The sequence below is a fragment of the Bifidobacterium eulemuris genome (assembly GCF_014898155.1).
Classification (GTDB): Bacteria; Actinomycetota; Actinomycetes; order Actinomycetales; family Bifidobacteriaceae; genus Bifidobacterium; species Bifidobacterium eulemuris.
In genome coordinates, this window is the sequence record NZ_CP062938.1 from 2,121,074 (window position 1) to 2,146,291 (window position 25,218).

Here is a 25,218-nt window from a genome sequence, read left to right on the forward strand (position 1 = left end):
TTACGATAGGGCGGAGTCAAGCAGACGGTTGATGGCTTCCTCGCGGGAGAGTCCGTGCGCCTCGGCGTAAAGGTCGATTTTCTGGTCGCGCGTGAGCGGCGTGCGCGCGAGGCTTTGGTCCAACGCCTGTCTGGTGAATTCGCTGGCGGTGATGTTCCGTTCCTGCGCGACCCGTTCGACCATGCGCCAAAGCGCTTCGGGGACACGAATGGTATGCGCGCGCATGTCGTTGCGGCGGATGACGAAAGGATCGGATTCGCGATGCAGAGTGACGCCTGGTGAGCTGAATCCGTCTTCGGCCTGCTGCGCCCATGCGGCGATCTGCTCCTCGGTGATCGGCGTGCCGTCTTTGGCCAAGTATTGCTTGCTCATGCTTTCCAGTGTAACCGTCTGTATGACTATTGTCATACGCCGAACCCTGTTCATGCATGGCATCATCCTTTCGTGTGCTGACCGCTATGCACAACGGTAGAAAGACGCAAAGCCCCATGTCCAGCGCGAATGGCGAATGTGCATCCAGCGACGGAACGCCGGCGAGTTGTGGATAACTGGCCGACGATCCACATCCGGTCTGCGGGTCGCGCGTAGGACGCAGCGCGGCGAACCCGGCAACCCCGGCATGTAAGGTAGAGCGTTATGAGTGATTTTGTGGATAGAGTGACCGTCCATGTCAAGGGTGGCGACGGCGGCAATGGTTCGGCAGGCATCCGCCGCGAGAAGTACAAGCCGCTGGCCGGCCCGAACGGCGGCAACGGCGGTGACGGCGGATCCGTGATCTTCGTGGCCGACCGTAACGCCACCAGCCTGCTCGACTACCGTTTCATGCCGCACCGCGTGGCCGGCAACGGCACCATGGGCTTGGGCGACAACAAAGACGGTTCCAAAGGTGAGGATCTGATCCTGCCCGTGCCCTGCGGCACCGTCGTGTTCAGCGCGAAAGGCGCGCAGGGCGGCGAACGCCGTCCCGGCGACCAGCTCGCCGACCTGCGCCATGAGGGCGACCGTTTCGTCGTGGCCGCGGGCGGTTCCGGCGGACTGGGCAACATCGCCTTGGCCAACCGCACCCGCCGCGCCCCCGGCTTCGCGCTGTTGGGTGAGCTGGGCGAGGAGCGCGACGTGATTCTGGAACTCAAATCCATCGCCGACGTGGCGCTGGTGGGCTTCCCCTCCGCCGGCAAGTCGAGCCTGATCGCCGCGATCAGCGCCGCCAAGCCGAAAATCGCCGACTACCCCTTCACCACGCTGGTGCCGAATCTCGGCGTGGTCATCGCCGGCGACCGCCGCTACACCATCGCCGACGTGCCCGGCCTGATTCCCGGTGCCAGCCAGGGTAAGGGATTGGGGCTCGAGTTCCTGCGCCATATCGAGCGCACGGAGATCATCGCCCATGTGATCGACTGCGCCACGCTGGAACCCGACCGCGATCCGATCAGCGACTACGAGGCGCTGGAGCACGAGCTCGCCGAATACGCCGGCTCGCTGGACCTGCCGTTGGGCGCGATTCCGATTCCCGAACGCCCGCGCGTGATCATCCTCAACAAGGCCGACATGCCCGAGGCCGAGGAGCTCGCCGAATTCGTCAAGCCCGAATTCGAAGCCAAGGGATTCCCCGTGTTCGTGATCTCCACCGCCAGCCATAAGGGCCTGAAGGAGCTCAACTTCGCCCTGTCCGAGATGGTGGTGAAAATGCGCGAGGAAGTCGCCGAGCGCGAACGGGCCGAAGAGGAGGCCCGCGTGGTCATCAAGCCGCTCGAGCAGGAGGGCCGCCGACGCCGCCGCGCCGACGAGGGCGGCAACGCGCTCGACTTCACCGTGGAACGCAAGGAGAACGCCAACGGCGAATTCTGGTACGAGGTGCTGGGCGCCAAGCCGGAACGTTGGGTGATGCAGACCAACTTCGACAACGACGAGGCGGTCGGCTATCTGGCCGACAGGCTCGCCAAGCTGGGCGTCGAGGACGAGCTGCGCCGCAAGGGCGCGCATCCCGGCGACGAGGTGCGCATCGGCCGCGGCAACCGTGCCGTCGCCTTCGACTGGGATCCGACGATCTCCGCCGGCGCGGAGATGCTCGACGGCACGCAGCTCGGCGCGCGCGGCAAGGATCTGCGCCTTGAGGAGCAGGACACGCGCGCCCACCGCCGCACCAACGCGGAACGCCGCCGCGAATACCACGAGATGATGGACGCGCGCGCCGCCGTGCGCGAGGCGATGATGGCCGAACGCAAGGCCGGCCATTGGGCCGACCCCTCCATCGACGACGACCGTCACGACGAGCACAGCCTGTTCGGCCGCGGCGAAGGCGCGGAGGAATAGCGAATGTCCACACCATCGCAGGCCGACGTGCGCCGCGCCATCGCCGCCGCGCAGACCGTGGTCGTCAAGGTCGGATCCAGCTCGCTGGCCGACTCCGACGGCCGTCTGGACCCGGAACGTCTTGACGCGCTGGTGACGGCGTTGGCGCAGGTGCGGCTGATGGGCGCGCGCGTCGTGCTCGTCTCGTCCGGTGCCATCGCGGCCGGTTTCGGCCTGCTTGGTTTCGATTCCCGGCCGACCGACGTGGCCACGCAGCAGGCCACCGCGGCCGTGGGGCAAGGCCTGCTCATGGCCAGCTACGAGGCGTCGTTCGCGCGTTACGGCATTCGCGTGGGGCAGATTCTCATCACCGCCGAAGACACGATCCGCGCCACCCAATACCGCAATGTGCAGCGCACGTTGGAACGGCTGCTCGACCTCGGCGTGGTGCCGATCGTCAACGAGAACGATTCGCTGGCATCCAACGAGATCCGTTTCGGCGACAACGACCGGCTTTCCGCGCTTATCGCCAACCTGGTGCGCGCGGACGCGCTGGTACTGCTCACCGACGTGGACGCGCTCTACACGGCCCCGCCCTCGCAGCCCGGCTCGCGGCGCATCGCCTACGTGCCGAACGTGATCGACGCGCTGGGCGATATCCGGGTCTCCGGTGCCGGGTCGAAGGTCGGCACCGGCGGCATGGTCACCAAACTTGAGGCCGCGCGTGTGGCCGCCGTCTCCGGCATCCCCGCCGTGCTCACCTGCGCGGCCAACGCGGGACCGGCGTTGATGGGCGATCCCGTCGGCACAGTGTTCGCGCCGGTCAAGCAGCGGGGTTCGTCGCGGCGGCTGTGGATCGGATTCGCCGCGGAACCGCGCGGAACGATCGTCGTGGATGCGGGCGCGGCCCAGGCCGTTCGGGGAGGTCTGGCCTCGCTGCTCGCGGCCGGTGCTCTGGAAGTCAAGGGCGCGTTCTCCGCGGGCGATCCCGTATGGATCGACGACGAGGCCGGCGCGCATCTGGCACGCGGTCTGGCCGGTTTCGACTCCGAGGAGATTCCGCAGATGTTGGGGCGCAATACCGCCCAGCTCAAACGCTTTTTGGGCGATCAATACGCGCATCCGCTGGTGCACCGGGATGATCTTGTTGTGGTATGACGTTCTCGTTGTACAACGATTTAACCACCTTGAACGCAAAACGGCTTAACGACGGTAGGGCTTATACCCCCTATGGTTAAAGCGTTGTGATTGACGCTATGTCACTTACAACGCTTTAACCACTGGACACCCCTAATCCGCATAAAGTCGTCCGCCATATGGCGCAACTGGTTAAATCGTTGTTCTTTGGCATGTGTTGGGGTTAGCATGGTGCGCATGACTATGGCTCAGTGGCAGACCCTTTCCGACCGTATCAACCAAGTGGCTCCCAGCGCGACGCTGGCCGTCGATTCCAAAGCCAAGGCGATGAAGGCCGCCGGCGTCGACGTTGTGGGATTCGGCGCGGGAGAGCCGAATTTCTCTACCCCCGACTATGTCGTGGACGCCGCGGCCGAGGCCGTGCGCGATCCGAAGAACTACCGGTACACGCCCACCCCCGGGCTGCCCGAGCTGCGTGAGGCGATCGCCGCCAAAACGCTGCGCGACTCCGGCTATGAGGTCGACCCAGCCCAGGTGGTGGTGACCAACGGCGGCAAGCAGGCCGTGTACTCCATCTTCCAAGTGCTGCTCAACGAGGGTGACGAGGTGATCATCCCCACGCCGTACTGGACCAGCTATCCCGAGGCCGTGAAGTTGGCCGGCGGCGTGCCCGTCGAAGTGTTCGTCGGCGCCGACCGCGGATTCGAGCCCGATATGGACGCGCTGGAGGCGGCGCGCACCGAACGCACCAAGGCGATCATCGTCACCTCGCCCAACAACCCGACCGGTGCCGTGTGGAGCCCCGAAACCATCAGGCGCATCGGCGAATGGGCCGTCGAACACCATATCTGGATCATCTCCGACGAGATCTACGAGCACCTGAACTACGATGACGCGCGCACCACGTACATCGGCGCGGCCGTGCCCGAATGCCGCGACCAGCTCGTGGTGCTCAACGGCGTGGCCAAAACCTACGCGATGCCCGGCTGGCGCGTCGGCTGGATGGTGGCCCCGCTCGAGGTGGCCAAAGCGGCAGCCAAACTGCAGGGGCATATGACCTCCAACGTGGCCAACGTGTCGCAGCGCGCCGCTCTGGCCGCCGTGGCCGGCACCCTGGACGCGGTGTATGCGATGCGCGAGTCCTTCGATGTGCGCCGCAAGGCCATCGTCGCCGCGCTCAACGACATCCCCGGCGTGGTATGCCCGACGCCGACCGGCGCGTTCTACGCCTTCGCCAGCATTTACGGCCTGCTCGGCAAAGCGCTCGGCCCCAACGGCACCGTGTCCGCGACCTCCGCCGAATTCGCCGCCGCCCTGCTCGACGAGGCCCATGTGGCCGCCGTGCCCGGCGAGGCCTTCGGCGCGCCCGGATATCTGCGCTTCTCGTACGCGCTCGCCGACGACCAGCTGGCCGAGGGCATGCGCCGTTTCAAGGCCTATGTCGAAGCGTAGCGACACACGAGTTGCCGAAATCGTGATGTACTGCTAAGGTAACACCTTGGCGGTTTTGCCCCATGCGAACGCATACGTTCCACGTATCGTGTAGCATGGGCAGAGTTCACCTAGGGAAGTGGCGCAATTGGTAGCGCAACGGTCTCCAAAACCGTAGGTTGTGGGTTCGAGTCCCGCCTTCCCTGCCAAGTTTGATAACCCGGAACACCATGAAGGACGGATATGGCTAAGAAAAGCAGCACAAAAGCGGTCAAGCCGAATGTCTTCATGCGCGTCGGCATGTTCATCAAGCAGATCATCGACGAGCTCCGCAAGGTCGTGACGCCGACCGCCAAGGAGCTGTTCTTCTGGTCGCTGGCCGTGTTCATTTTCGTGCTGCTGCTGATGGCCCTCGTCACGGGCATGGACTTCGGTCTGGGCAAGCTCGTGCTGTGGGTGTTCGGCTGATCGAATAACCCTGAACCCACCCCAACAAAAGGTGAATAAAACGCATGAGTGATGAAGTGAATCTTGAGAATCTGGATCTCCCCCCGGTCGTCGAGGAGGAGTCCGTCGAGGTTCCCGACGTGAATTTTGAGGCTATTGACGCCGAAACTCCCGTTGATGAGTCCGCTGAAGCCGAGACGGTTGAGGGGGCCGTCGAGTTCGCGGAATCTGCAACCGAATCTGAATCCGATGAGGATGAGACCGTCGCTCCCGCCGTCGACGAGGAGACCGGTGAGATCGCCGACGACGCCGAGCCCGTCGACGCCGGGCAGAAGGCCATCGATGATTTCTCCAAGAGCCTGCGTGCTCTGGACGGCAAGTGGTACGTGCTGCACACCTATTCCGGCTATGAGAAGCGCGTGAAGGCCAACATCGAGTCCCGCGTCGCATCCTTCGGCTTGGAGGACAAGATCTTCCAGGTCGAGGTGCCGATGGAAGAGGTCGAGAAGCACACCGACAAGGGCAAGAAGGTCATCACCCGCGTTCGCGTGCCGGGCTATGTGCTCATCCGCATGTGGCCGGACGAGAACGCCCGCCGCATCGTGCGCGATACCGAAGGCGTGACCGGATTCGTCGGCCCGTCCAAGGATCCGGCGCCGCTCAGCCGCAAGGAAGTCGTGGCTATGATGGCCCCGATGATCGCCTCCGAGGCGCTGAAGGCCGCCGGCGACAAGCCTGCCGCCGCCAAGAAGCGCGCCGTCGAGGTTTCCTACGCCGTGGGCGACCAGGTCACCGTCACCGATGGCCCCTTCGCCACGATGGCCGCCGTCGTCTCCGATGTGGAGCCGACCACGCAGAAGCTCACCGTGCTCGTGTCCATCTTCGGCCGCGACACGCCCGTGGAGCTCGGGTTCCATCAGGTCGAAAAGCTCGCCTGAGCCTAAACCCACCAATCCGTTGCGAAACCCAGCCCATCCGGCTGGGTTTTCGTGTATTGGAATGTCCACCGGAATCGGCATAATAGGAAAGCTTGTGTCTGGAGGGGAGACCCGCCATCACAGCACAGCAATATAAGTTGCGGGAGGAGACCGCCCGCGCTTTGCCAACCCACGGCGATGAGAAACGAGTCAAGCGTCGCGCGGGGGGTGGGCAAGGCTCGAACGGCGACCGATTGCACCGCGTTATAGAAAGAAGAACCATACTATGGCTCCCAAGAAGAAAGTCTCGGCGCTGATCAAGCTCCAGATTCAGGCTGGCAAGGCCAATCCGGCCCCGCCGCTGGGTCCGGCCCTCGGCTCCCATGGCGTGAACATCATGGACTTCTGCAAGGCGTACAACGCCGCCACGCAGGACAAGATGGGCCAGGTCGTGCCGGTTGAGATCACCGTCTACGAAGACCGCTCCTTCACCTTCGTCCTCAAGACCCCGCCGGCCGCGGCTCTGCTGCTCAAGGCCGCCGGCGTTGAGAAGGGCACCGAGAACCCGCTGACCCACAAGGTCGGCTCCGTCACCAAGACCCAGGTCCGCGAGATCGCCGAGATCAAGATGCCCGACCTGTCCGCCCGCGACGTCGAGGCCGGCATGAAGATCATCGAGGGCACCGCCCGCTCGATGGGCATCACGGTCACGGACTGATAAGGAGAAGGACAGATGGTAAAGCGTTCCAAGAAGTACCGCGAAGCTGCTGAGCGCATCGATCGCAACAACCTCTACACCGCCAATGAGGCCATCGCTCTGATCAAGAGCATGCCCGCCTACAACTTCGACCAGACCGTCGAAGCGGTGTTCCGTCTGAACGTGGACCCGCGCAAGGCCGATCAGCTGGTGCGTGGCACGGTCAACCTGCCCCACGGCACCGGTAAGACCGCCAAGGTCCTCGTGTTCGCCCGCGGCCCGAAGGCCACCGAGGCCCTCGAGGCCGGCGCCGACATCGTCGGTGATGACGACCTGATCACCAAGGTCGCCGGCGGCTTCCTCGACTTCGATGCCGTCGTCGCCACCCCGGACATGATGGGCAAGGTCGGCCGTCTCGGCCGCGTGCTCGGCCCCCGTGGCCTCATGCCGAACCCGAAGACCGGCACCGTGACCATGGATGTGGCCAAGGCCGTCGCCGACATCAAGGGCGGCAAGATCGAGTTCCGCGTGGACAAGAACGGCAACCTGAGCTTCCTCATCGGCAAGCTGAGCTTTGATGAGTCCGCTCTGGACGAGAACTTCAAGGCCGTGGCCGACGAAGTCAAGCGTCTCAAGCCGTCCACCGTGAAGGGCCGTTACCTGACCAAGGCGACGATCACCTCCACGATGAACCCGGGCGTTCCGGTCGATCCGAACACCCTCGCCTGAGAGCGGTTCGCGTCGCATCAGACGCACGCCAAGACCCCGATACCCTTCCGGTATCGGGGTCTTCGCATATCCGCGACAACTTTCGTCACGCTGGGCGAGGAGACGTTGATAATGGTTATTCGTCATGCTGAGCGGAGCGCAGCGAGGCGCAAGCATCTCGAGATCCCTCGACTCCGCTCGGGATGACGAGGAATACTTGGAATAGCGGGCAACGCTGGGATGGCGACAGTCCTAATGTATACAAAACTATTCCAGATTGAGAATAGTTTTGTATACGGCAGCGATATGTTGTGGTCGATATTGCAGTAACGTCAGCTTTGGGAGTGGATGCGGCCTAGGGCGATGGCGGTGGTGAGGACGTAGGCTTCGCGGGGGTCGGTGGCGTCCCAGCCAGTGGATTCGGCGGCGCGCTTGAGGCGGTAGCGCACGGTGTTGGGGTGCACGTTGAGTTCCTTGGCCACGGTTTCCAGCGAGCCGCCGCATTGCAGGAAGGTGGACACCGTCAGCAGGGTCGGGTCGTCGGGGCCACCCGCGGTGAGGCTACCGTATACGGATGAGACGAGTTCGCGGCGCGCGTCCTCGTCGCCGATCAGCGCGCGTTCGGGCAGCACGTCGTCGGCTCGCATCGGGCGTGGCACGTCATGCGGGGAGACGGCGGGCGCGGCTTTGAGCGCGAACAGCACGGCGCGCACGGTGTGCATCGCGCCGGAGACGCCCTGCCGCGACGGACCGAGGCATACCGGTCGGTCGGCGGCGAAGGCCGGCAGTGTGTGCGTGCAGGTTACTTCGGGGGTGGCCGCGCCGGATTGGCGGACCAATGCGATAACCAGTCCGTCATGTTCCCCAATCAGACTGTCGCCGCCGAGCCCCGCGATGGTGCGGGCGATCGACGTACGCGCGGCCGCGGCCGCCGTGGCCACGGTGGGCATGCCCGCGATCGCATAACAGGTGAAGTCGCCGGACCAGCCCAGCAGGGTGAACAGCGAGGCGACGCGTTCGTCGTCAAGCCCATTGAACAGGCACTCGAACGCCGTCAGCCGCACGCGTTCGTCGGCGGCATCCGGCCCGTCGGCCAACAATTCGAGGAAGTCCTTGCTCATGGTCTCCAGCATAGCCGCCCAATCCTGACGTTTTCGCTATCAGTGTCGAATCAGCTAGCCGCCGACTGCACGGCGCTCTTCTCTGGCGTCGCGCCAGAAAGTGAGGCATACGAAGCCGAAGACGAAAGCGACGGGCAGCATATGCCGCTCGAAATTATTCGCCGGCGCGGTGACCATCACGCCCATCAGCAGCAGCAGCGGAAAATGCGTGACCAACGTGAGCCAGCGCCGCCGTATCACCTCGGCCGCGCCGATCAGCAGCGTGCACACCACGTACAGGTTGCCGTGCGTGAACCAGCCCAGCACGGGAATCGCGCCCCAATCCTTGGCGAACTGCGCCACCTGATCGCGCCAGTCATGGTTGTAGTACTTGATCCAGGCGGAGTTCTCCTGCACGTACGAGCTGTTCACGTAATAATCCATGGACACGTACGGCGATGCGGCCACGTCGAAGTAGCCGTAGCATTTCGCCAGGAACGCGTCGAGCGCGATCACCGGATTGTCCAATACGATTTCAAGCCACGCCTTGTTGAAGCCCTCCATATCCTCTTCGGTGACGGAGCGCCACTTGTAGCTCACCTTCTTCGACTGGATGCCGGAGGATTTGACCGGGTCGGCGTCGTTCTGCGAGTAGGCTTCGGCCATCTGGTCGAGGTTGAACACGGGGGCGAGGTTGTCTTTCGCCTCCTGCGAGATGCCATCCGGATTGAGTTTGGCGACGCGCGCGATCTGCTGCAGTTGGATGCCGCGGCTTTCGATCGGGTCGCCGCCGATGATCACCCCCGCGTTGATGGCCATGGCGATGCCGCCGTGGATGATCACGGTGGGCAGCAGCAGCGCGACCACATAGGTGGCCCAACGCCGCCGGTCGGCGATAATGCCCAGCACGATTTGCGCGGCGACGATATACCACGCGTATTTCGCGGCCACCAGCATCACGCAGGTGGAGAGGATGAACGCGACGATGGTGCGGCGCGGCAGATGGACGACCGCCTTCGCCCCCTCGCGTGCGGGGCGGTGCGTGGCGCGCAGTTCGTACCAGATGCCGAACCACCAGACGAACGCGAACGCGAACAGCGGCGACTTGGTCAGTGAGATCGTCGCGAACACGGGCAGCGGACAGACCAAAAAGAAGGCAAGGATCGCGAAGCGCGCGGGCGCGTGGGCCGCGGCGGGGGAGAGCATCACGCGCATGCCAAGTTCGGGCCGGCCGAAGCGGCGCGCCTCGAATCGCGCGCCCTGCTCGGGTCGTGCGTAGTCGATGGCGCAGCGTGGCGTGAACGGGAAGGTGCGGCGCGCGTTCAGCCACGGCATGTTGAGGAAGCGGTGCGCGGCGGCGGTGCAGCATCCGACGGCGAACAGCATCTGCCCCGCTGCGAGCGCGACGAGGCCCGCGTCGTTCGAGCCGGTGAGCGAGCGGGAGAAGGTGGCCACCGCGCCGTAGAGCAGGGTGAGCACGATATTGTGCTGGTCGGTCAGATAGGTGGGATTCTCCGGCCACATGTAGTGCGCGGTGGGGTAGATGTCCATCGGCACGAAGGAGAAGAAGCCGATGTATGGCTGCTCCAGGCCCGTCCACTGGTTCCATGCCCAGCTGAATTCGCGGATCTGCGAGCGCACGTCTGCGCCGAAGGCCGCGAGCAGGGTGGTGGGCACCCACAGCCAGCCGATGAACAGGATCAGCGCGATTTTCCAGCGGCGGTCGGTGGCGCGCATGATCCAGCGTGAGCAGGTGGCCGCGGCTCGGCGCATCGTGTGGCCGAACTGACTGCGCCGGAGTGTGGCGAGTCGTGCGGCGATGCGGGTGCGTAGGGGTGCGGGGATGAGATGACTCAGTCGCCGTGGGATGCGTCGGCCGTTTGGATCGGCGGGGTCGGGCGTGGTGCCGAACACCGGTTTGCGGGCCGACCATCGCACGAGCGCGACGATGATGCCGAGCGTGATGGCGAAGGTGAGGATGAAGTACAGTCCGTTCACCCAGGTGGCGTCCGCGATCGAGCCTTCCTGCCAATACAGCGGGCCTACCGCGGTGCATAGCGACAGCCACAGGCAGGCCGCCACCGCCAGGGTCCAGCGGGCGATGCCGCCCACCCGCGCGAGCATCGGGTGGCGCGGGCCGCGCATGCCGGTGGCACCGGCCACGCTGGGCGCGCTCAAAGCGGCGGCGTTGGACGGTGCGGCTGCTGCGGAACTGGGTTGTAAGGGCATAATGGTCGATTCTACCGTGGCTGTTTGAAGGCACGGTAATGGCCGGGGCGGCCGCCGCTTGAGTCCGTCCCGGCCTGCGCCGATCTGTCTCTAGCGACGCATCAGGCCGGCGGCGAAGGCGGCGGCGACGCTCGCCTTGATGGCGTCGCCGACGATGAATCCCATGGAGGCGAGCGCGACGGCGAGGGGATCCACGCCGGTGAGCAGCGACTGCACGCCGATGCCGAAGGCGTAGACCACCACGACGCAGCCGACCACGGCGGCGAGCAGATATCGGCCGGCGGTGAGGGCGGCCGAGACGGGCGAGTCGGTGCGGGCCTGGCCTCGCAGCAGCGCGGTGAGGATCACGCCCGGCAGGAATCCGATCAGGAAGCCGGCGCTCGGGCCGACCAGCGCCATTGTGGAGGCACCGCCCGCGAACACGGGCAGGCCGAGCGCGCCGGCGGCCAGATAGGTGGCCACGGCGGCGCCCGCCTGCCGCCACGGCAACATCAGGCCGGCGAGCATGACCACGAAGGTCTGCAGGGTGATCGGCACCGGCGTGCCGGGGATGGGAACCGCGCCGGCGGCGGTGGCCACCCACAGCAGAACCGCGAACAGCGTGGGCTTCCAGGCGGCGGCGAGGCCGCGGCGGGCGAATGCGAGCAGTGTGGCGAAGCGGGCCGAAGTCAGATGCATGATGATGTCTCCTTGGAGTGTGTTTTTAGGCTTTCCTTGGAATCCTTGGGTTTTCCGGGGGTTCTTGGATACGTTTGATTGATGTCGGACGGTGCTGAACCGAGCGTTCCCCTCGCCCGCCATCCTAGGGAGTTCGCCTTACGGTGACGTTTGTGGAACCCCACAAAACATTTTCGTGCGTTTTGTGTGATTCGGATGTTCCATAATGTGCGATACCCGAGGATGATTTGACGTTATGGCTCAAATCGTCAAGAAACTTTTGGTCGCGAACCGCGGCGAGATCGCGCTGCGCGTGGTGCGCACCGCCAAGGAGATGGGCATCTCCACCGTGGCCGTCTACGCCGAACAGGACCGCGACAGCCAGTATGTGGATATGGCCGACGAGGCGTACCTGCTCTCCGGCGACACCTACAAAGACACCTATCTCAACGAGGATCTGCTCATCGACATCCTCACACGCTCCGGCGCGCAGGCCGTGCACCCCGGTTACGGATTCCTCTCCGAAACCCCGAGCTTCGCCTCCAAGGTGACGGTCGCCGGCGCGGTTTGGGTCGGGCCGAGCAGTAGCGCCCTGACCGAACTGGGCGACAAAATCACCGCGCGCCGCGTGGCCGTGCGCGCCAAAGTGCCGCCCGTGCCGGGCATCTCCGACGCCGTGCACGACATCCGCGCGCTGCTCGACTTCGCCCACACGCACGGCTACCCGATCATGATGAAACGCACCGACGGCGGCGGCGGGCACGGCATCACCGTCGTGCGTTCGGACGAGGAGCTGCGGCGCTTCTATATGAATCATGACGCGCTGCAGGGCGGGGACCTCGACAGCTATTTCATCGAGAAATTCGTGGACCAGGCCCGCCATGTGGAGACGCAGGCCGGCCGCGACTCCCACGGCAACTTCACCGTCTACTCCACGCGCGACTGCTCGCTGCAGCGGCGCAACCAGAAGCTCGTCGAAGAGGCCCCCGCGCCCTTCCTGCCCGAAAGCGTGACGGCCACGCTCAAGGAGTACTCGCGTCGCCTGTTCGAAACGGTCGGCTATGTGGGACTGGGCACCTGTGAATTCATGGTCACGCCCAACGGCAAGGTGTACTTCCTCGAAGTCAACCCGCGCCTGCAGGTCGAACACACGGTCAGCGAGGAGGTGTGCGGACTCGACCTGGTGCGCGAACAGCTCACCATCGCCGCCGGCGGCGCGCTCACCGAAGCGGGCGAACCGCGCGGCCACAGCTTCGAACTGCGCATCACCAGCGAGGATCCGGCCACCAACCTGACCCCCGGCGCCGGCACGCTGGAACGCATTGTCTGGCCCTCCGGCGCGGGCGTGCGCATCGACACCGGCGTGGTGGAAGGCGACACCGTCTCGCCGAAATTCGACTCCATGATGGGCAAGGTCATCGTCACCGCGCAAAGCCGCGAGGCCGCCGTGGCCCGTGTGCGCCGCGTGCTCGACGAGCTGGTGATCGAAGGCGTGCCCACGCCGGTCGCCCTGTACAAGGAGATCTTCCGCAACGACGAGTTCACCGCCGAACACGGCCACGACTTCGCCGTAAGCACCAAATGGCTCGAACGCACGTATCTCAACCGCGAACCCGACGCGGCCCGCTCCGGACAGCCCGCGTCGCTGGCCGCCGGCGGGGCGGGGGAGCCGGCCTCCACACCGACCGAAACCTTCACGATCGAGGTGAACGACCGGCGCGTGAAACTCACCGTGCCGCTCGACATCGTCGAGAACATCACCGGCTCCGCGCGCGCCCGCGGCAGCAAACGCCCCACCCAGCCGCTGCGTGGGCAGGGCCTGCACAACGTGGCCGCGGCCGCCGAACGCCGCGACGACGGCGCGCGCTCCGGCGTGATCGCCTCGCCCATGCAGGCGGTCGTCACGCGCATCGCCGTGGCCGAAGGGCAGCGCGTGGCCAAGGGCGACCTGCTCGTGGTGCTCGAATCCATGAAGATGGAGAACTACGTGTACGCGCCCGCCGCCGGCGAGGTGACCAAAATCTTTGTCGGCCCGGCCGACGGCGTCGAAGCCGGCGACACACTCGTCACGCTGGACGTGACCGGCGGAGCCCGGCCTGCTGCGGCGGGCCAGTCCGCTCCGGCATCCCAATCCCCAAGCGAAGGAGGCGAGCGATGACCGACATCATGGATATGCCCGCCGTGCAGGACGCGGTGGCGCAAGGCGGATCCCCGTCCGGCGGCGAGACCAAGACCGGCGGACGGGCTGGGGCCGGCGCGGGCGAGAGGCAGCCGCTGCGCACGGCCGTCGTCAAAGCCGCGGAGCTCGCGCGCGACGCCGAAGCCAACGCCCGCACGCGCCAGCACGCCAAAAACAAGAAAACCGCGCGCGAACGCCTCGACCTGCTGTTCGACACCGGCTCCTTCGAGGAGATCGGCCGCTTCCAAGGCGGCGACATCAACGACGGCAAGGCCGGCGCGGCCGTCATCACCGGCTTCGGCCAGATCTACGGACGCAAGGTCGCCGTCTACGCGCAGGACTTCTCCGTGCGCGGCGGCACGCTCGGCACCGCGGAAGGCGAGAAGATCTGCCATCTCATGGATATGGCGCTCGACCTGCGCGTGCCCGTCGTGGCCCTGATCGACTCGGGCGGCGCGCGCATCCAGGAGGGCGTCGCCGCACTCAACCAGTACGGGCGCATCTTCAAGAAAACCTGCGAAGCCAGCGGATACATCCCCCAAATCTCGCTGATTCTCGGGCCCTGCGCGGGCGGCGCCGTCTACTGCCCGGCCCTGACCGACCTGATCATCATGACCCGCGAGAACTCGAATATGTTCGTCACCGGGCCCGACGTGGTCAAAGCCGCCACCGGCGAGACCATCTCCATGGCCGACCTCGGCGGCGGACTCGTGCACAACACCGTCTCCGGCGTGGCCCACTACCTCGGCGAGGACGAATCCGACGCCATCGACTACGCGCGCACTGTGCTCGCCTACCTGCCCGGCTGCTCCGACGAGAAACCGCCCGTCTACGCCTACGCCGCCACCCGCGCCGACCGCGACACCGCCAAACGGCTGGCCGGCATCGTGCCCGACAACGAACGCCAGCCCTACGACATGCTCGATGTGGTGCGCTGCATCACCGACTACGGTGAATTCGTGCAGGTGCAGGAGATGTTCGGCGCCTCCGCGCTCGTCGGATTCGCCTGCATCGAAGGCCGTCCGGTCGGCATCGTGGCGAACCAGCCCAACGTGCGCGCCGGCATCCTCGACGTGGACAGCTCCGAGAAGGTGGCCCGATTCGTGCGCCTATGCGACGCGTTCAACCTGCCCGTCGTCACCCTTGTGGACGTGCCCGGCTACAAGCCCGGCTCCGACCAGGAGCACGCGGGCATCATCCGCCGCGGCGCGAAGGTCATCTACGCCTACGCCAACGCGCAGGTGCCCATGGTCACCGTGGTGCTGCGCAAGGCCTTCGGCGGCGCGTACATCGTTATGGGTTCCAAAGCCATCGGCGCCGACATGAACTTCGCCTGGCCCAGCTCGCAGATCGCGGTGCTCGGCGCGGCCGGCGCGGTGAACATCATCCACCGCCACGACCTGGCCAAAGCGCGCGACCAAGGGCGCGACGTGGAGGCTCTGCGCGCCAAGTTCATCGCCGAATACGAGGAGAGCACCGTCAACGCGAACCTCTCCCTCGAACTCGGCGCCATCGACGCGATGATCGACCCCGAGCAGACGCGCGAGGCCATCGCCGAATCGCTGCGCACCCTCGCCGGCAAACGACGGCGCAAACGCACCACCAAACACCACGGCAACCAACCATTATGACCCGCCACTCATCCCGTCCTCCCTCGTCATCCTGAGCGGAGCCCGTTCCATTTCTCCGTCATCCTGAGCGGAGCCCGCAGGGCGGAGTCGAAGGATCCCAGTGAGATGCTTCGACTCCACTTCGTTCCGCTCAGCATGACGGGTGGAGAGCCGTTCCGCTCAGCATGACGGAGTACCCGTCGTAACGAACCGCATACGTAAGACCAAACACACAACCAGCAAGGACAAGCAATGACAGACACCTTCTTCCTCAGCCGTCTCGCCGCCGAGCCGCACGCGCTCGCCTTCGCCGGCCAGTCCACGCCGTGGATCGCCGCGCTCGCCGACCTGACGTCCGACCCCACACTCGACGAGATGCTGCGCGACCATGCCGTCGCGGCGGACCGTCTGCTCGCCCCCGTGGCTGCCGACCTGCTCGCCACCACGGGACGCCCGGTCGACCTGTTCGGCTTCGCGCCTGACTCCGCACGCCTCGGCGCGGCCGCCGACGCCAGCGTCTCGGTCGAAGGCATCGCCCTGACCCAGCTGGGCGCGCTGGCCGACGCCGCCAACCTCGGCTACGACGTCGCCTCCGCTCAGCCGGTGGCCGTGCTCGGACACTCGCAGGGCATCCTCGCCGTGCATATCGTCGACGCGATTCGCGCCACCGGTTCGATCGAAGCCGCGCGTGACGAAATCGTCGCGATTCTAGCCATCGCCCGACTGATCGGCGTGGCCGGCACCCGCCAGGCCCGCGCGCTGGGACTGGCCGCCAAGCGCGGCGACGCCACCCCGATGCTGTCGGCCAAGGGCGTGAGCCGCGAACAGGCCGAAACGCTGATCGCCCGCGTGGCCCGCGCCCGCGGCCCGATTTCCATCGCCGTGACCAACGCCGCCGACCACATGGTGCTTTCCGGCCACCCCGAGGACCTCGCCGCCTTCGCCGTCGAAGTCGAGAAGGAGCACAAGCATCAGGCCAAGCTGCGCGACGAGAAGGTGCGCGGCGGCTCCGTGTTCGACCCCGTGCTCGAATACCTCGACGTGACCCTGCCGTTCCACTCGCCGCTGATGGCCGACGCCGTCGAACAGTCCGTCGCCTGGGCCGGTGCCGCCGGACTCGACGAATCCCGCGCCCGCACCCTCGCCGAAGAGGTCCTCGTCAACCATGTGGATTGGGCCGGCCGCGTGCGCGCGCTGCTCGAATCCACCGACCCGGCCTCCCTGTGGATCGTGGACATGGGCCCGGGCGTCACGCTCGGCAAACTCGTCTCCAATCTCGTGCAGGGCACCGGCGTGGGCGTGGTCGAAGCCGACACCATCGCCGCGCGCGCCACGCTCGCCACACTGGACGGCGAACCCGAACGCACCCAGAACTGGCATGACTTCGCCCCGCGTGTGCTCAGCACGCCCGCCGGCGACAAAATCCTCACCAAATTCTCCGAGCTGACCGGCAAGCCGCCGGTGCTGCTGCCCGGTATGACGCCCACCACCGTCGAGCCGGAACTCGTCGCGGCCGCGGCGAACGCAGGCTACTGGGCCGAACTCGCCGGCGGCGGACAGGTGACCGCCGAAGTGTTCGACCGCCATATCGCCCGCCTCGAGGAACTGCTCGAAGAGGGCCGCACGGTCGAATTCAACGCGATGTTCATGGACCGCTACCTGTGGAACCTGCAATTCGGCTCCTCGCATATCGTCACCAAAAAGCGCGCTTCGGGCGCTCCGATCGACGGCGTGGTCGTCTCCGCCGGCATCCCCGAGTTGGATGAGGCCGTGGAACTCGTCAGGTCGTTGCAGGCGGACGGACTGCCCTACGTGAGCTTCAAGCCCGGCACGGTCGACCAGATCCGCCAGGTGGTGCGCATCGCCAAGGCCGTGGCCCCCACCACCATTCTCGTGCAGGTCGAAGGCGGCTCCGCCGGCGGCCACCACAGCTGGGAGTCGCTCGACGATCTGCTCATCAACACCTACGCCGAAGTGCGCGCCTGCGAGAACCTTGTGCTCGTGGCCGGCGGCGGCATCGGCACGCCGGAGCGCGCCGCCGACTACATCTCCGGCCAGTGGGCCCGCGCCTACGATCTGCCCGACATGCCCGTGGACGGCGTGCTCGTCGGCACCGCGGTGATGACCGCCAAAGAGGCGCACACCAGCCCGCAGGTCAAGGAGCTGCTCGTCAACACGCCGGGCATCACCTCCTTTGAGAAGAATCCCGACCCCTTCGCGCCCCGCGGCGAACAGTGGGTGCCGGCCGGCGGTTCCGTCGGCGGCGTAGCCTCGGGCCTGAGCCACCTGCACGCCGACATCTACGAGGTGGAGAACGCCTCCGCCGCGTGCGGACGCCTGCTCGTGCACGTCATGAAGCACCCCGAAGAGCTGGAATCGCGCCGCGGCGAGATCATCGACGCGCTGAACGCCACCGCCAAGCCGTATTTCGGCGACCTTGCCGCCATGACCTATCTGTCGTGGGCGCGCCGCTTCGCCGAACTGTCGTTCCCGTGGGCCGACGAGACCTACGCCGACCGATTCCTGCATCTGCTGCAGCGCATCGAAGCCCGCGTGAGCGCGCAGGACAGCGGCGAATTCGCCTCGCTGTTCGCCTCGCGCGCCGACGTGGAGTCCGACCCGTTCGCCGCCATCGAGCGTCTCGCCGCCGCCTATCCGCAGGCCGACGAGATCACCGTGACCGCCGCCGACGTGGCCTGGTTCCCGGTGCTCGTGCGCGAATACCCCAAGCCCATGCCCTTCGTGCCGGTTATCGACAACGACCTGCTGCGCTGGTGGGGGCAGGACCAGCTGTGGCAGTCCGAGGATCCGCGCTATTCCGCCGACTCCGTGCGCATCATCCCCGGCCCGATCGCCGTGGCCGGCATCACCACCAAAGACGAGCCCGTCGCCGACATCCTCGGCCGTTTCGAGACGGCCGCGCTGGAACGCGTGCGCGGCATGGTCGGTGAGGCGACGGCGGCCGAATCCGAACTGGGTGCCGCCGCAAGCGTCGAGGAGTTCATCCGCAAATCCCCGAACATCTCTTGGGTGGGGCACCTGACCTCCAACCCCGCCTTCGGCACCGAAACGGGCGACGAGCATTACGAGATCCGCGCCGTCGACGGAAAGGACGGCGAATACGACCTCGACATTCACCTCGACACCTTCTGGGACGGTGATCCGGACGGCGGCGCATCCAAGCACGCCGTGCGCGACATCGTCATCCCCCTGACCGTGCGCTCCGGCGAAACCGGCCTGCTGCCGGTCGTCAACCGCGAGCGTCTCGTCGGACACGTGTACGACATGCTCGCCGCCACCGCCGGCATCGGCAACACCGCCATCACCGGCGACAAGCTCGAAGCCATGCCCGTGATTGAAGGGGCGGGTGCCGACGCGCCGTTTGGTGTGGCGCGCGCGTCTTACACCCTGTCCGCCAATCTTGGCTTCGACCATGAGGCCGCCACTGCCGGCACCCTGCCGGGACTCGTCACCTCCCGCATCGCGCCCGACGCGCTGGTCGGCCCGGCCTGGCCGGCGATCTACGCGGCGCTCGGCTCCGTGGTCGTCAAGGGCTATCCGGTGATCGAAGGCCTGCTCAACGCGGTGCATCTCGACCACCTCATCGAACTCGAGGTGAGCGAGGACGAGCTGCTGGAGCATGTGGGCGAAACCATCACGCTGACCTCCTGGGCCGAGGACTACTTCGAATCCGCCTCCGGACGCGTCGTCACCATCCATGTGACCCACACCGCCGCCGACGGTGCCGTGCTCGCGCGCGAAACCGAACGCTTCGCCATCCGCGGACGCGTGTTCTCCGACGCGCTGCCGAGTGAGGTGCCGGAGTATGGCGACCTGCCGCGCTTCGCAGAAGCGTACAAGCAGGTCGCTCGAGGAGAAGGACAGTCCAGTGGGCTGTCCGCCGACGGAGACATCCGCTTCGAGACGGTCGAGCCCACGCCGAGGCGTATGCTGCGCCGCGTCAAGGTGAAGGCACCGCACGAGATGACCGCGTTCGCGCGCACTTCGGGCGATTTCAACCCGATCCACACCTCCGTGCGCGGCTCGCGCATCTCCGGCCTCGCGGACCCGCTCGTGCACGGCATGTGGCTTTCCGCCACCGCCCAGCATGTGGCCCAGGCCGTGGATGAGAAGGGCGCGCACTACGAGATCGCCGGCTGGACCTACAACATGTACGGCATGGTCCAGCTTGACGACGAGGTGGAGATCTCCGTCGAACGCGTCGGCAAGGTGCGCCACGGCGGCCTCGCCCTCGAAGTGACCTGCCGCATCGACGGACAGCTCGTCTCGCGCGCCACCGCCATCGCCCGCGCGCCCAAGTCCGCCTTCGTATACCCCGGACAGGGCATCCAGTCGCAGGGCATGGTGCTTGACGAACGCGCCAAATCCCCGGCCGCACGCGACGTGTGGGAGCGTGCCGACCAGCTCACCCGCTCCCGTCTCGGATTCTCGATCCTCGGACTCGTGCGCGACAATCCCAAGGAACTGACCGCCAACGGCGTCACCTACCGTCATCCGGAAGGCCTGCTCAACCTCACCCAGTTCACGCAGGTGGCGCTCGCCACCGTGGCCTTCGCCCAGACCGCGCGTCTGCGCGAAGCCGGCGCCGACATCTGGCCCGCCTACTTCGCCGGCCACTCGCTGGGCGAATACAACGCGCTGAGCTCCTTCGCCGACGTGATTCCGCTGGAAACCGTGCTGGAACTCGTGTTCCACCGCGGATCCACCATGCACCATCTCATCGAACGCGACGCGCAGGGCCGCTCCAACTACCGCATGGGCGCGCTGCGACCCAACCAGTTCGGCGTGGACGACGCGCACGTCAGGCAATACGTCGCCTCCGTGGCCGAGGCCAGCGGCGAATTCCTTGAGATCGTGAACTACAACCTCGCCGGCCAGCAGTACGCGGTGGCGGGCACCATCGCCGGACTCAAGGCGTTGCAGGCCGACTCCGCGCGTCGTGTGGCCGAATATGGCGGCAGGAAGGCGTTCATGCTGGTGCCCGGCATCGACGTGCCGTTCCATTCCACGCTGCTGCGCAAGGGCGTGCCGGAATTCCGCGACAAGCTCGACGCGCTGCTGCCGGCGTATATCGACTACCGCGGCCGCCTTGAGGGGCGCTATATTCCGAACCTCGTGGCCGCGCCGTTCGAGATGACCCGCGAATTCGCCGCGAAGATCCTCGAGGTCGTGCCCTCCGAGCGCATCCAGGCCGCGTTGGACGATCCGGCCGTGTGGGACTCCTACGCCGCCGACGACCAGAAGCTCGGACGTCTGCTGCTCACCGAACTGCTCTCCTGGCAGTTCGCCTCCCCGGTGCGCTGGATCGAAACCCAGGCTCTGCTGTTCGGCAGCGAGACGCAGGGCGGACTGGGTGTCGAGGAATACGTCGAGGTCGGCCTCGGCAATTCGCCGACGCTCGCCAACCTCGCCTCCAAGACGCTGGGTCTGCCGGAATTCGCCGGCCGCGACGTGACCGTGTACAACGTGGGCCGCGACGAGGGGCGCGTGTACATGACCGACGCCGATTCGCTGGCCGCTGAGGTGGAGGATGAGGTCGAGGAGGTTGCGTCGGGTGAGGGGGCGGCTTCTGCTGTTGCCCCGACTCCGGTTGCTCAGGCCGTGCCTGCCGCTGCGGTTCCCGTCGCCGAGACCTCCGCTCCGGCATCCGGTGCCGTTTTAGGATCGTCCATTGTCGACATCCCCTTCAAGGCCTCCGACGCCATCGCCATGCTGCTGGCCTACTCGGCCAAGGTGCGTCCCGACCAGATCGGCGGCAACGACACCACCGACACCTTGACCAACGGCGTCTCCAGCCGTCGCAACCAGCTGCTTATGGACATCAGCTCCGAGCTGGGCGTGGCCAGCGTCGACGGTGCCGCCGAGGCGAGCATCGACGCGCTGAGCGCGCTGGTCAACAAGGTGGCCCCTAATTACAAGGCCTTTGGACCGGTGCTCAGCGACATCGTGCGCGACCGCGTGCGCGGTCTGCTCGGTGCCGCCGGCATCAAGGTCGCCGGCGTGGAGCATCGCGTCACCGACACCTGGCAGTTGGGCGCGGGCTGGGCCTCGCATGTGGTCGCCGCGCTGGTGCTCGAAACCCGTGAGGGTGCAAGCTCCCGTGGCGGCGAGCTGGCCGGCCTGCCGACCGCGGCCGCGTCCAACGCCTCCGCCGCGAACGAGCTGATCGACGCGGCCGTGCAGAAGGTCGCCGCCGCCAACGGCGTGAACGTGGCCCTGCCGAGCGCCGGTGGTGCGGCCGGCGGTGCCGTGGTCGACTCCGCCGCGCTGAACGCCTTCGCCGAACAGGTAACCGGCCCCAACGGCGTGCTCGCCTCCACCGCCCGCTTCATTCTGGGCGAGCTTGGCGTGAGCGCTCCCGTGGCCGAAACCGAATCCGACGAGAACGCCGCCGTGGTGGCCGCCGTCGAAGCCGAGCTCGGCTCCGACTGGCCCAAGCAGGTCGAACCGCGTTTCGACGCCGACAAGGCCATCCTCTTCGACGACCGCTGGGCCTCCGCCCGCGAGGATCTCGCCCGCGCGTTCTACGACGACGACGCCTCCGCGCTGTCCGGCAGCTTCGCCGGACTCGGCAAGGCCGTGGTCGACGAAGCCAAGTGGTTCGCCGCCAAGGCGCAGTCCGCCGACAATCGCGAGCTGGCCGAGGCTTTCGACCGCGTGGCCAACGATGCGCTGATCTCGCTGCACTCCGCCGAGAGCTCGCAGACGCGATTCGCCGGCGACATCGCCGTGGTCACCGGCGTGGCCCCCAACTCGATCGCCGCGCAGGTGGTCGTGGGACTGCTGGCCGGCGGCGCGACCGTCATCGCCACCTCGCACAGCTTCAAGCCGAGCGTCAAGGCATGGGCCAAGCAGGCCTACCGCGAGCACGCCACCGGTGAGGCCAAGCTGTGGCTCGTGCCCGCGAACCTCTCGAGCTACCGCGATGTGGACGCCCTCGTGAACTGGGTTGGCAACGTGCAGAAGAAGACCTCCGGCGCGACCACCACCATCCTCAAGGAAGCCTACGAGCCGAGCCTGTTCTTCCCGTTCGCGGCCCCGCCGGTGCGCGGCACCCTGGCCGATTCGGGCGAACTGTTCGAATCGCAGGCGCGACTGATGCTGTGGGGCGTGGAACGCGCGATCGCCGGATTCTCGGCCATCGGCGCCGACACCAACGTGCAGCACAAGCTGCATGTGATCCTGCCCGGCTCGCCGAACCGCGGCATCTTCGGCGGCGACGGCGCGTACGGCGAGGTCAAAAGCGCGTTCGACGCGATCGTCAACCGCGCCCGCGCCGAAAAGACATGGAGCGAGCGCGTGACCTTCGCCCACCCGCGCATCGGCTGGGTGCGCGGCACCGGACTCATGGGCGGCAACGACCCGCTGGTCGAAGTCGTCGAACGCCATGGCCTCAAGACCTACTCCACCGAGGAGATCTCGGTGAAGCTGCTCGATCTGGCCTCCCGCGAATCCCGCGAACAGGCGGCGCTCGCTCCGATTGACGCCGACTTGACCGGCGGACTGGGCGGCGAGCCGATCGACATCAAGGCGCTACGCGCCGAAGCGATGGCGGACATGGCGTCGAAGGAAAGCGAACAGAAGAGCGAAACTGCCTCCGAAGCCAAGCAGTCCGGCGTGCTGATCAAGGCGCTGCCGAGTCCGCACACTCCGACCCAGCCCAAGGTGGACCTGGCCGACTGGCAGAGCGTGACCGCGCGTCCCGAAGACCAGATCGTCATCGTCTCCGTGGGCGAGCTGGGACCGTGGGGCTCCGGACGCACGCGCTTCGAAGCGGAACTCGGCATCCACTCCGACGGCACGGTCGACCTGTCCGCGGGAGCGGTGCTGGAACTCGCGTGGAATATGGGCCTGCTCTCCTGGCAGGATTCGCCCACGCCCGGCTGGTATGACGCCGACGGCACCCTCGTGCCCGAAGAGGACATCCACGAGCGCTACCATGACGAGGTCGTGGCCCGCTCCGGCATCCGCCCCTTCGAAGAGGGCATGGGATCCGACTACAAGGACGGCGCCGACGAAGAGGAGGCCGAGGTCTTCCTCGACCACGACGTGACCTTCGCCGTGCCCACCGAGGCCATCGCCAAGGAATACGTCAAGCTGGACGAGACGCACACCACCATCGCCCCGGACGCGGAATCCGGCGAATGGAGCGTGACCCGCCACGCCGGTTCGATGATCCGCGTGCCGCGCCGCGCCACCATGACCCGCACCGTCGGCGGCCAGTTCCCGACCGGCTTCGACCCGGTCAAGTGGGGCATCCCCGCCTCCATGGTCGGTGCCGTGGATCCGATCGCGCTGTGGAACATCGTCACCACCGTGGACGCCTACCTCTCCGCGGGCTTCACGCCCACCGAGGTGCTGCAGGCCGTGCACCCGTCGATGGTCGCCAGCACGCAGGGCACCGGTTTCGGCGGCATGCACTCCATGCGCAAGCTCTACCTCGACCGGTTCCTCAACCACGAAATCCCGACCGACATCCTGCAGGAGGCCCTGCCGAACGTCGTGGCCGCGCATGTGATGCAAAGCTACATCGGCGGCTACGGCAACATGATCCAGCCGGTCTCCGCCTGCGCCACCGCCGCGGTCTCGCTGGAGGAGGGCTTCGACAAAATCGCCCTCGGCAAGGCCGACTTCGTGGTCACCGGCGCGATCGACGACATCGGCGTGGAATCCGTGATCGGCTTCGGCAACATGAACGCCACCGCCAACTCCGCCGAAATGTACGGCAAGGGCATCGACGCGCGCTTCTTCTCGCGTGCGAACGACCGTCGCCGCGGCGGCTTCCTGGAATCCCAGGGCGGCGGCACCGTGCTGCTCACGCGCGGCGACATCGCCCTGAAGATGGGACTGCCGGTGGCCGGCGTGGTCGGATACATCCACTCCTTCGCGGACGGCGCGCACACCTCCATCCCCGCGCCGGGACTGGGAGCGCTCGCCGCGGGCCTCGGCGGACGCGACTCCAAGCTGGCGCGCGACCTGGCCAAGCTGGGCGTCACCCCGGACGACATCGCCGTGGTGTCCAAGCACGACACCTCCACCAACGCGAACGATCCGAACGAATCCGAGCTGCACAACACGCTCGCCCACGCCATCGGGCGTACGGAGGGCAACCCGCTGTTCGTCATCTCGCAGAAGACGGTCACGGGCCATGCGAAGGGCGGCGCCTGCATCTTCCAGGTCAACGGCCTGACCCAGCTGTTCGGCTCCGGCGTGGTTCCGGCCAACGCGGCGCTCGACTGCGTCGACCCGAAGCTGGAACGCGACGACCATATGGTGTGGGTCACCAAGCCGCTCAACATCGGTGCGGCAGGACCGGTCAAGGCCGGTCTGGCGACCTCCCTCGGCTTCGGCCATGTGAGCGGTTTCGCCGCGATCGTGAACCCGGGCGCCTTCGAAGCCGCCGTGGCCAACACCGCCGGCTTGGAGGCTTTGGAGGCTTGGCGCGGGCGAGCGAACGCGCGTCTCGCCGCCGGACAGCGCCGCCTCGAGGAGGGCATGATGGGCCACGCCGCGCTCTACGAGCCGATTGACAACCGTCGCTTCCATGAGAACGGCCGCGGCTACGACGCGCACGAGGTTGAGAAGGCCATGCTGCTCGATCCGAGTGCTCGCCTGGGCGCGAATGGCTATTTCGAGGTCTGATTGGTGGGTGCTGACAACGATTTAACCACTTGACGAGTTCGGCTCCCGATTTTCCGCGGAAAACCGGGAGCCTTGTCATCTCGGTGGTTAAATCGTTGTTTTCTTGGCGTCGCTTCTTTCTTCCACACAAGAAGAAATCCCCGTTTCGGCA

The 25,218-nt window shown here is 66.5% G+C and carries 14 protein-coding genes and 1 tRNA gene; 11 read left to right on the plus strand and 4 right to left on the minus strand.

From position 1 onward, the window contains the following. Positions 1-372: a hypothetical protein gene (locus BE0216_RS08900; RefSeq protein ID WP_094637734.1), complete on the minus strand. Its 372-nt coding sequence runs from the start codon at positions 370-372 to the stop codon at positions 1-3. 264 nt (positions 373-636) lie between these two features. Here BE0216_RS08900 and obgE point away from each other — a divergent pair, with 264 nt between their 5' ends. From obgE to rplA, 8 genes are all read left to right on the plus strand, one after another. After that, a complete protein-coding gene (gene obgE / locus BE0216_RS08905) occupies positions 637-2,313 on the plus strand; it encodes a GTPase ObgE (protein WP_094637735.1) in 1,677 nt (558 codons plus the stop codon). A gap of 3 nt (positions 2,314-2,316) precedes the next feature. Then, the gene (proB, locus tag BE0216_RS08910; RefSeq protein WP_094637736.1) at positions 2,317-3,450 is read left to right on the plus strand and encodes a glutamate 5-kinase; all 1,134 of its coding nucleotides are present in this window, start codon (positions 2,317-2,319) and stop codon (positions 3,448-3,450) included. A gap of 222 nt (positions 3,451-3,672) precedes the next feature. Further along, entirely contained in the window at positions 3,673-4,881 is a 1,209-nt protein-coding gene (locus BE0216_RS08915) for a pyridoxal phosphate-dependent aminotransferase (protein ID WP_094637737.1), read from the plus strand. A 112-nt stretch (positions 4,882-4,993) separates the two neighbouring features. Continuing rightward, a tRNA-Trp gene (locus BE0216_RS08920) sits at positions 4,994-5,069 on the plus strand. A gap of 34 nt (positions 5,070-5,103) precedes the next feature. Further along, the gene (gene secE / locus BE0216_RS08925) at positions 5,104-5,328 is read left to right on the plus strand and encodes a preprotein translocase subunit SecE (protein ID WP_072723350.1); all 225 of its coding nucleotides are present in this window, start codon (positions 5,104-5,106) and stop codon (positions 5,326-5,328) included. A 44-nt stretch (positions 5,329-5,372) separates the two neighbouring features. Continuing rightward, positions 5,373-6,245, plus strand: coding sequence for a transcription termination/antitermination protein NusG (nusG, locus tag BE0216_RS08930; RefSeq protein ID WP_094637738.1), 873 nt, complete (start codon positions 5,373-5,375; stop codon positions 6,243-6,245). Between the two features lie 265 nt (positions 6,246-6,510). Beyond that, entirely contained in the window at positions 6,511-6,942 is a 432-nt protein-coding gene (gene rplK / locus BE0216_RS08935; RefSeq protein ID WP_094637740.1) for a 50S ribosomal protein L11, read from the plus strand. A 15-nt stretch (positions 6,943-6,957) separates the two neighbouring features. Then, entirely contained in the window at positions 6,958-7,650 is a 693-nt protein-coding gene (gene rplA / locus BE0216_RS08940; protein ID WP_094637741.1) for a 50S ribosomal protein L1, read from the plus strand. Between the two features lie 311 nt (positions 7,651-7,961). Here rplA and BE0216_RS08945 read toward each other — a convergent pair whose 3' ends face one another. From BE0216_RS08945 to BE0216_RS08955, 3 genes are all read right to left on the minus strand, one after another. Beyond that, positions 7,962-8,762, minus strand: coding sequence for a helix-turn-helix domain-containing protein (locus tag BE0216_RS08945; RefSeq protein ID WP_094637742.1), 801 nt, complete (start codon positions 8,760-8,762; stop codon positions 7,962-7,964). A 42-nt stretch (positions 8,763-8,804) separates the two neighbouring features. Beyond that, positions 8,805-10,907, minus strand: coding sequence for a DUF6020 family protein (locus BE0216_RS08950; RefSeq protein ID WP_404801831.1), 2,103 nt, complete (start codon positions 10,905-10,907; stop codon positions 8,805-8,807). A gap of 141 nt (positions 10,908-11,048) precedes the next feature. Next, positions 11,049-11,636, minus strand: coding sequence for a biotin transporter BioY (locus tag BE0216_RS08955; RefSeq protein WP_094637743.1), 588 nt, complete (start codon positions 11,634-11,636; stop codon positions 11,049-11,051). Positions 11,637-11,871: 235 nt separating this feature from the next. Here BE0216_RS08955 and BE0216_RS08960 point away from each other — a divergent pair, with 235 nt between their 5' ends. From BE0216_RS08960 to BE0216_RS08970, 3 genes are all read left to right on the plus strand, one after another. Then, positions 11,872-13,773, plus strand: coding sequence for an acetyl/propionyl/methylcrotonyl-CoA carboxylase subunit alpha (locus BE0216_RS08960; protein ID WP_094637744.1), 1,902 nt, complete (start codon positions 11,872-11,874; stop codon positions 13,771-13,773). Then, positions 13,770-15,425 carry an acyl-CoA carboxylase subunit beta gene (locus BE0216_RS08965; RefSeq protein WP_094637745.1) on the plus strand — a complete coding sequence of 552 codons (1,656 nt, stop codon included), beginning with the start codon at positions 13,770-13,772 and terminating at the stop codon, positions 15,423-15,425. The genes BE0216_RS08960 and BE0216_RS08965 overlap by 4 nt, the downstream gene beginning before the upstream one ends. Before the next feature lie 231 nt (positions 15,426-15,656). Further along, positions 15,657-25,067, plus strand: a complete 9,411-nt coding sequence (locus tag BE0216_RS08970) for a type I polyketide synthase (protein WP_094637746.1) — start codon at positions 15,657-15,659, stop codon at positions 25,065-25,067. Positions 25,068-25,218 lie beyond the last annotated feature (151 nt).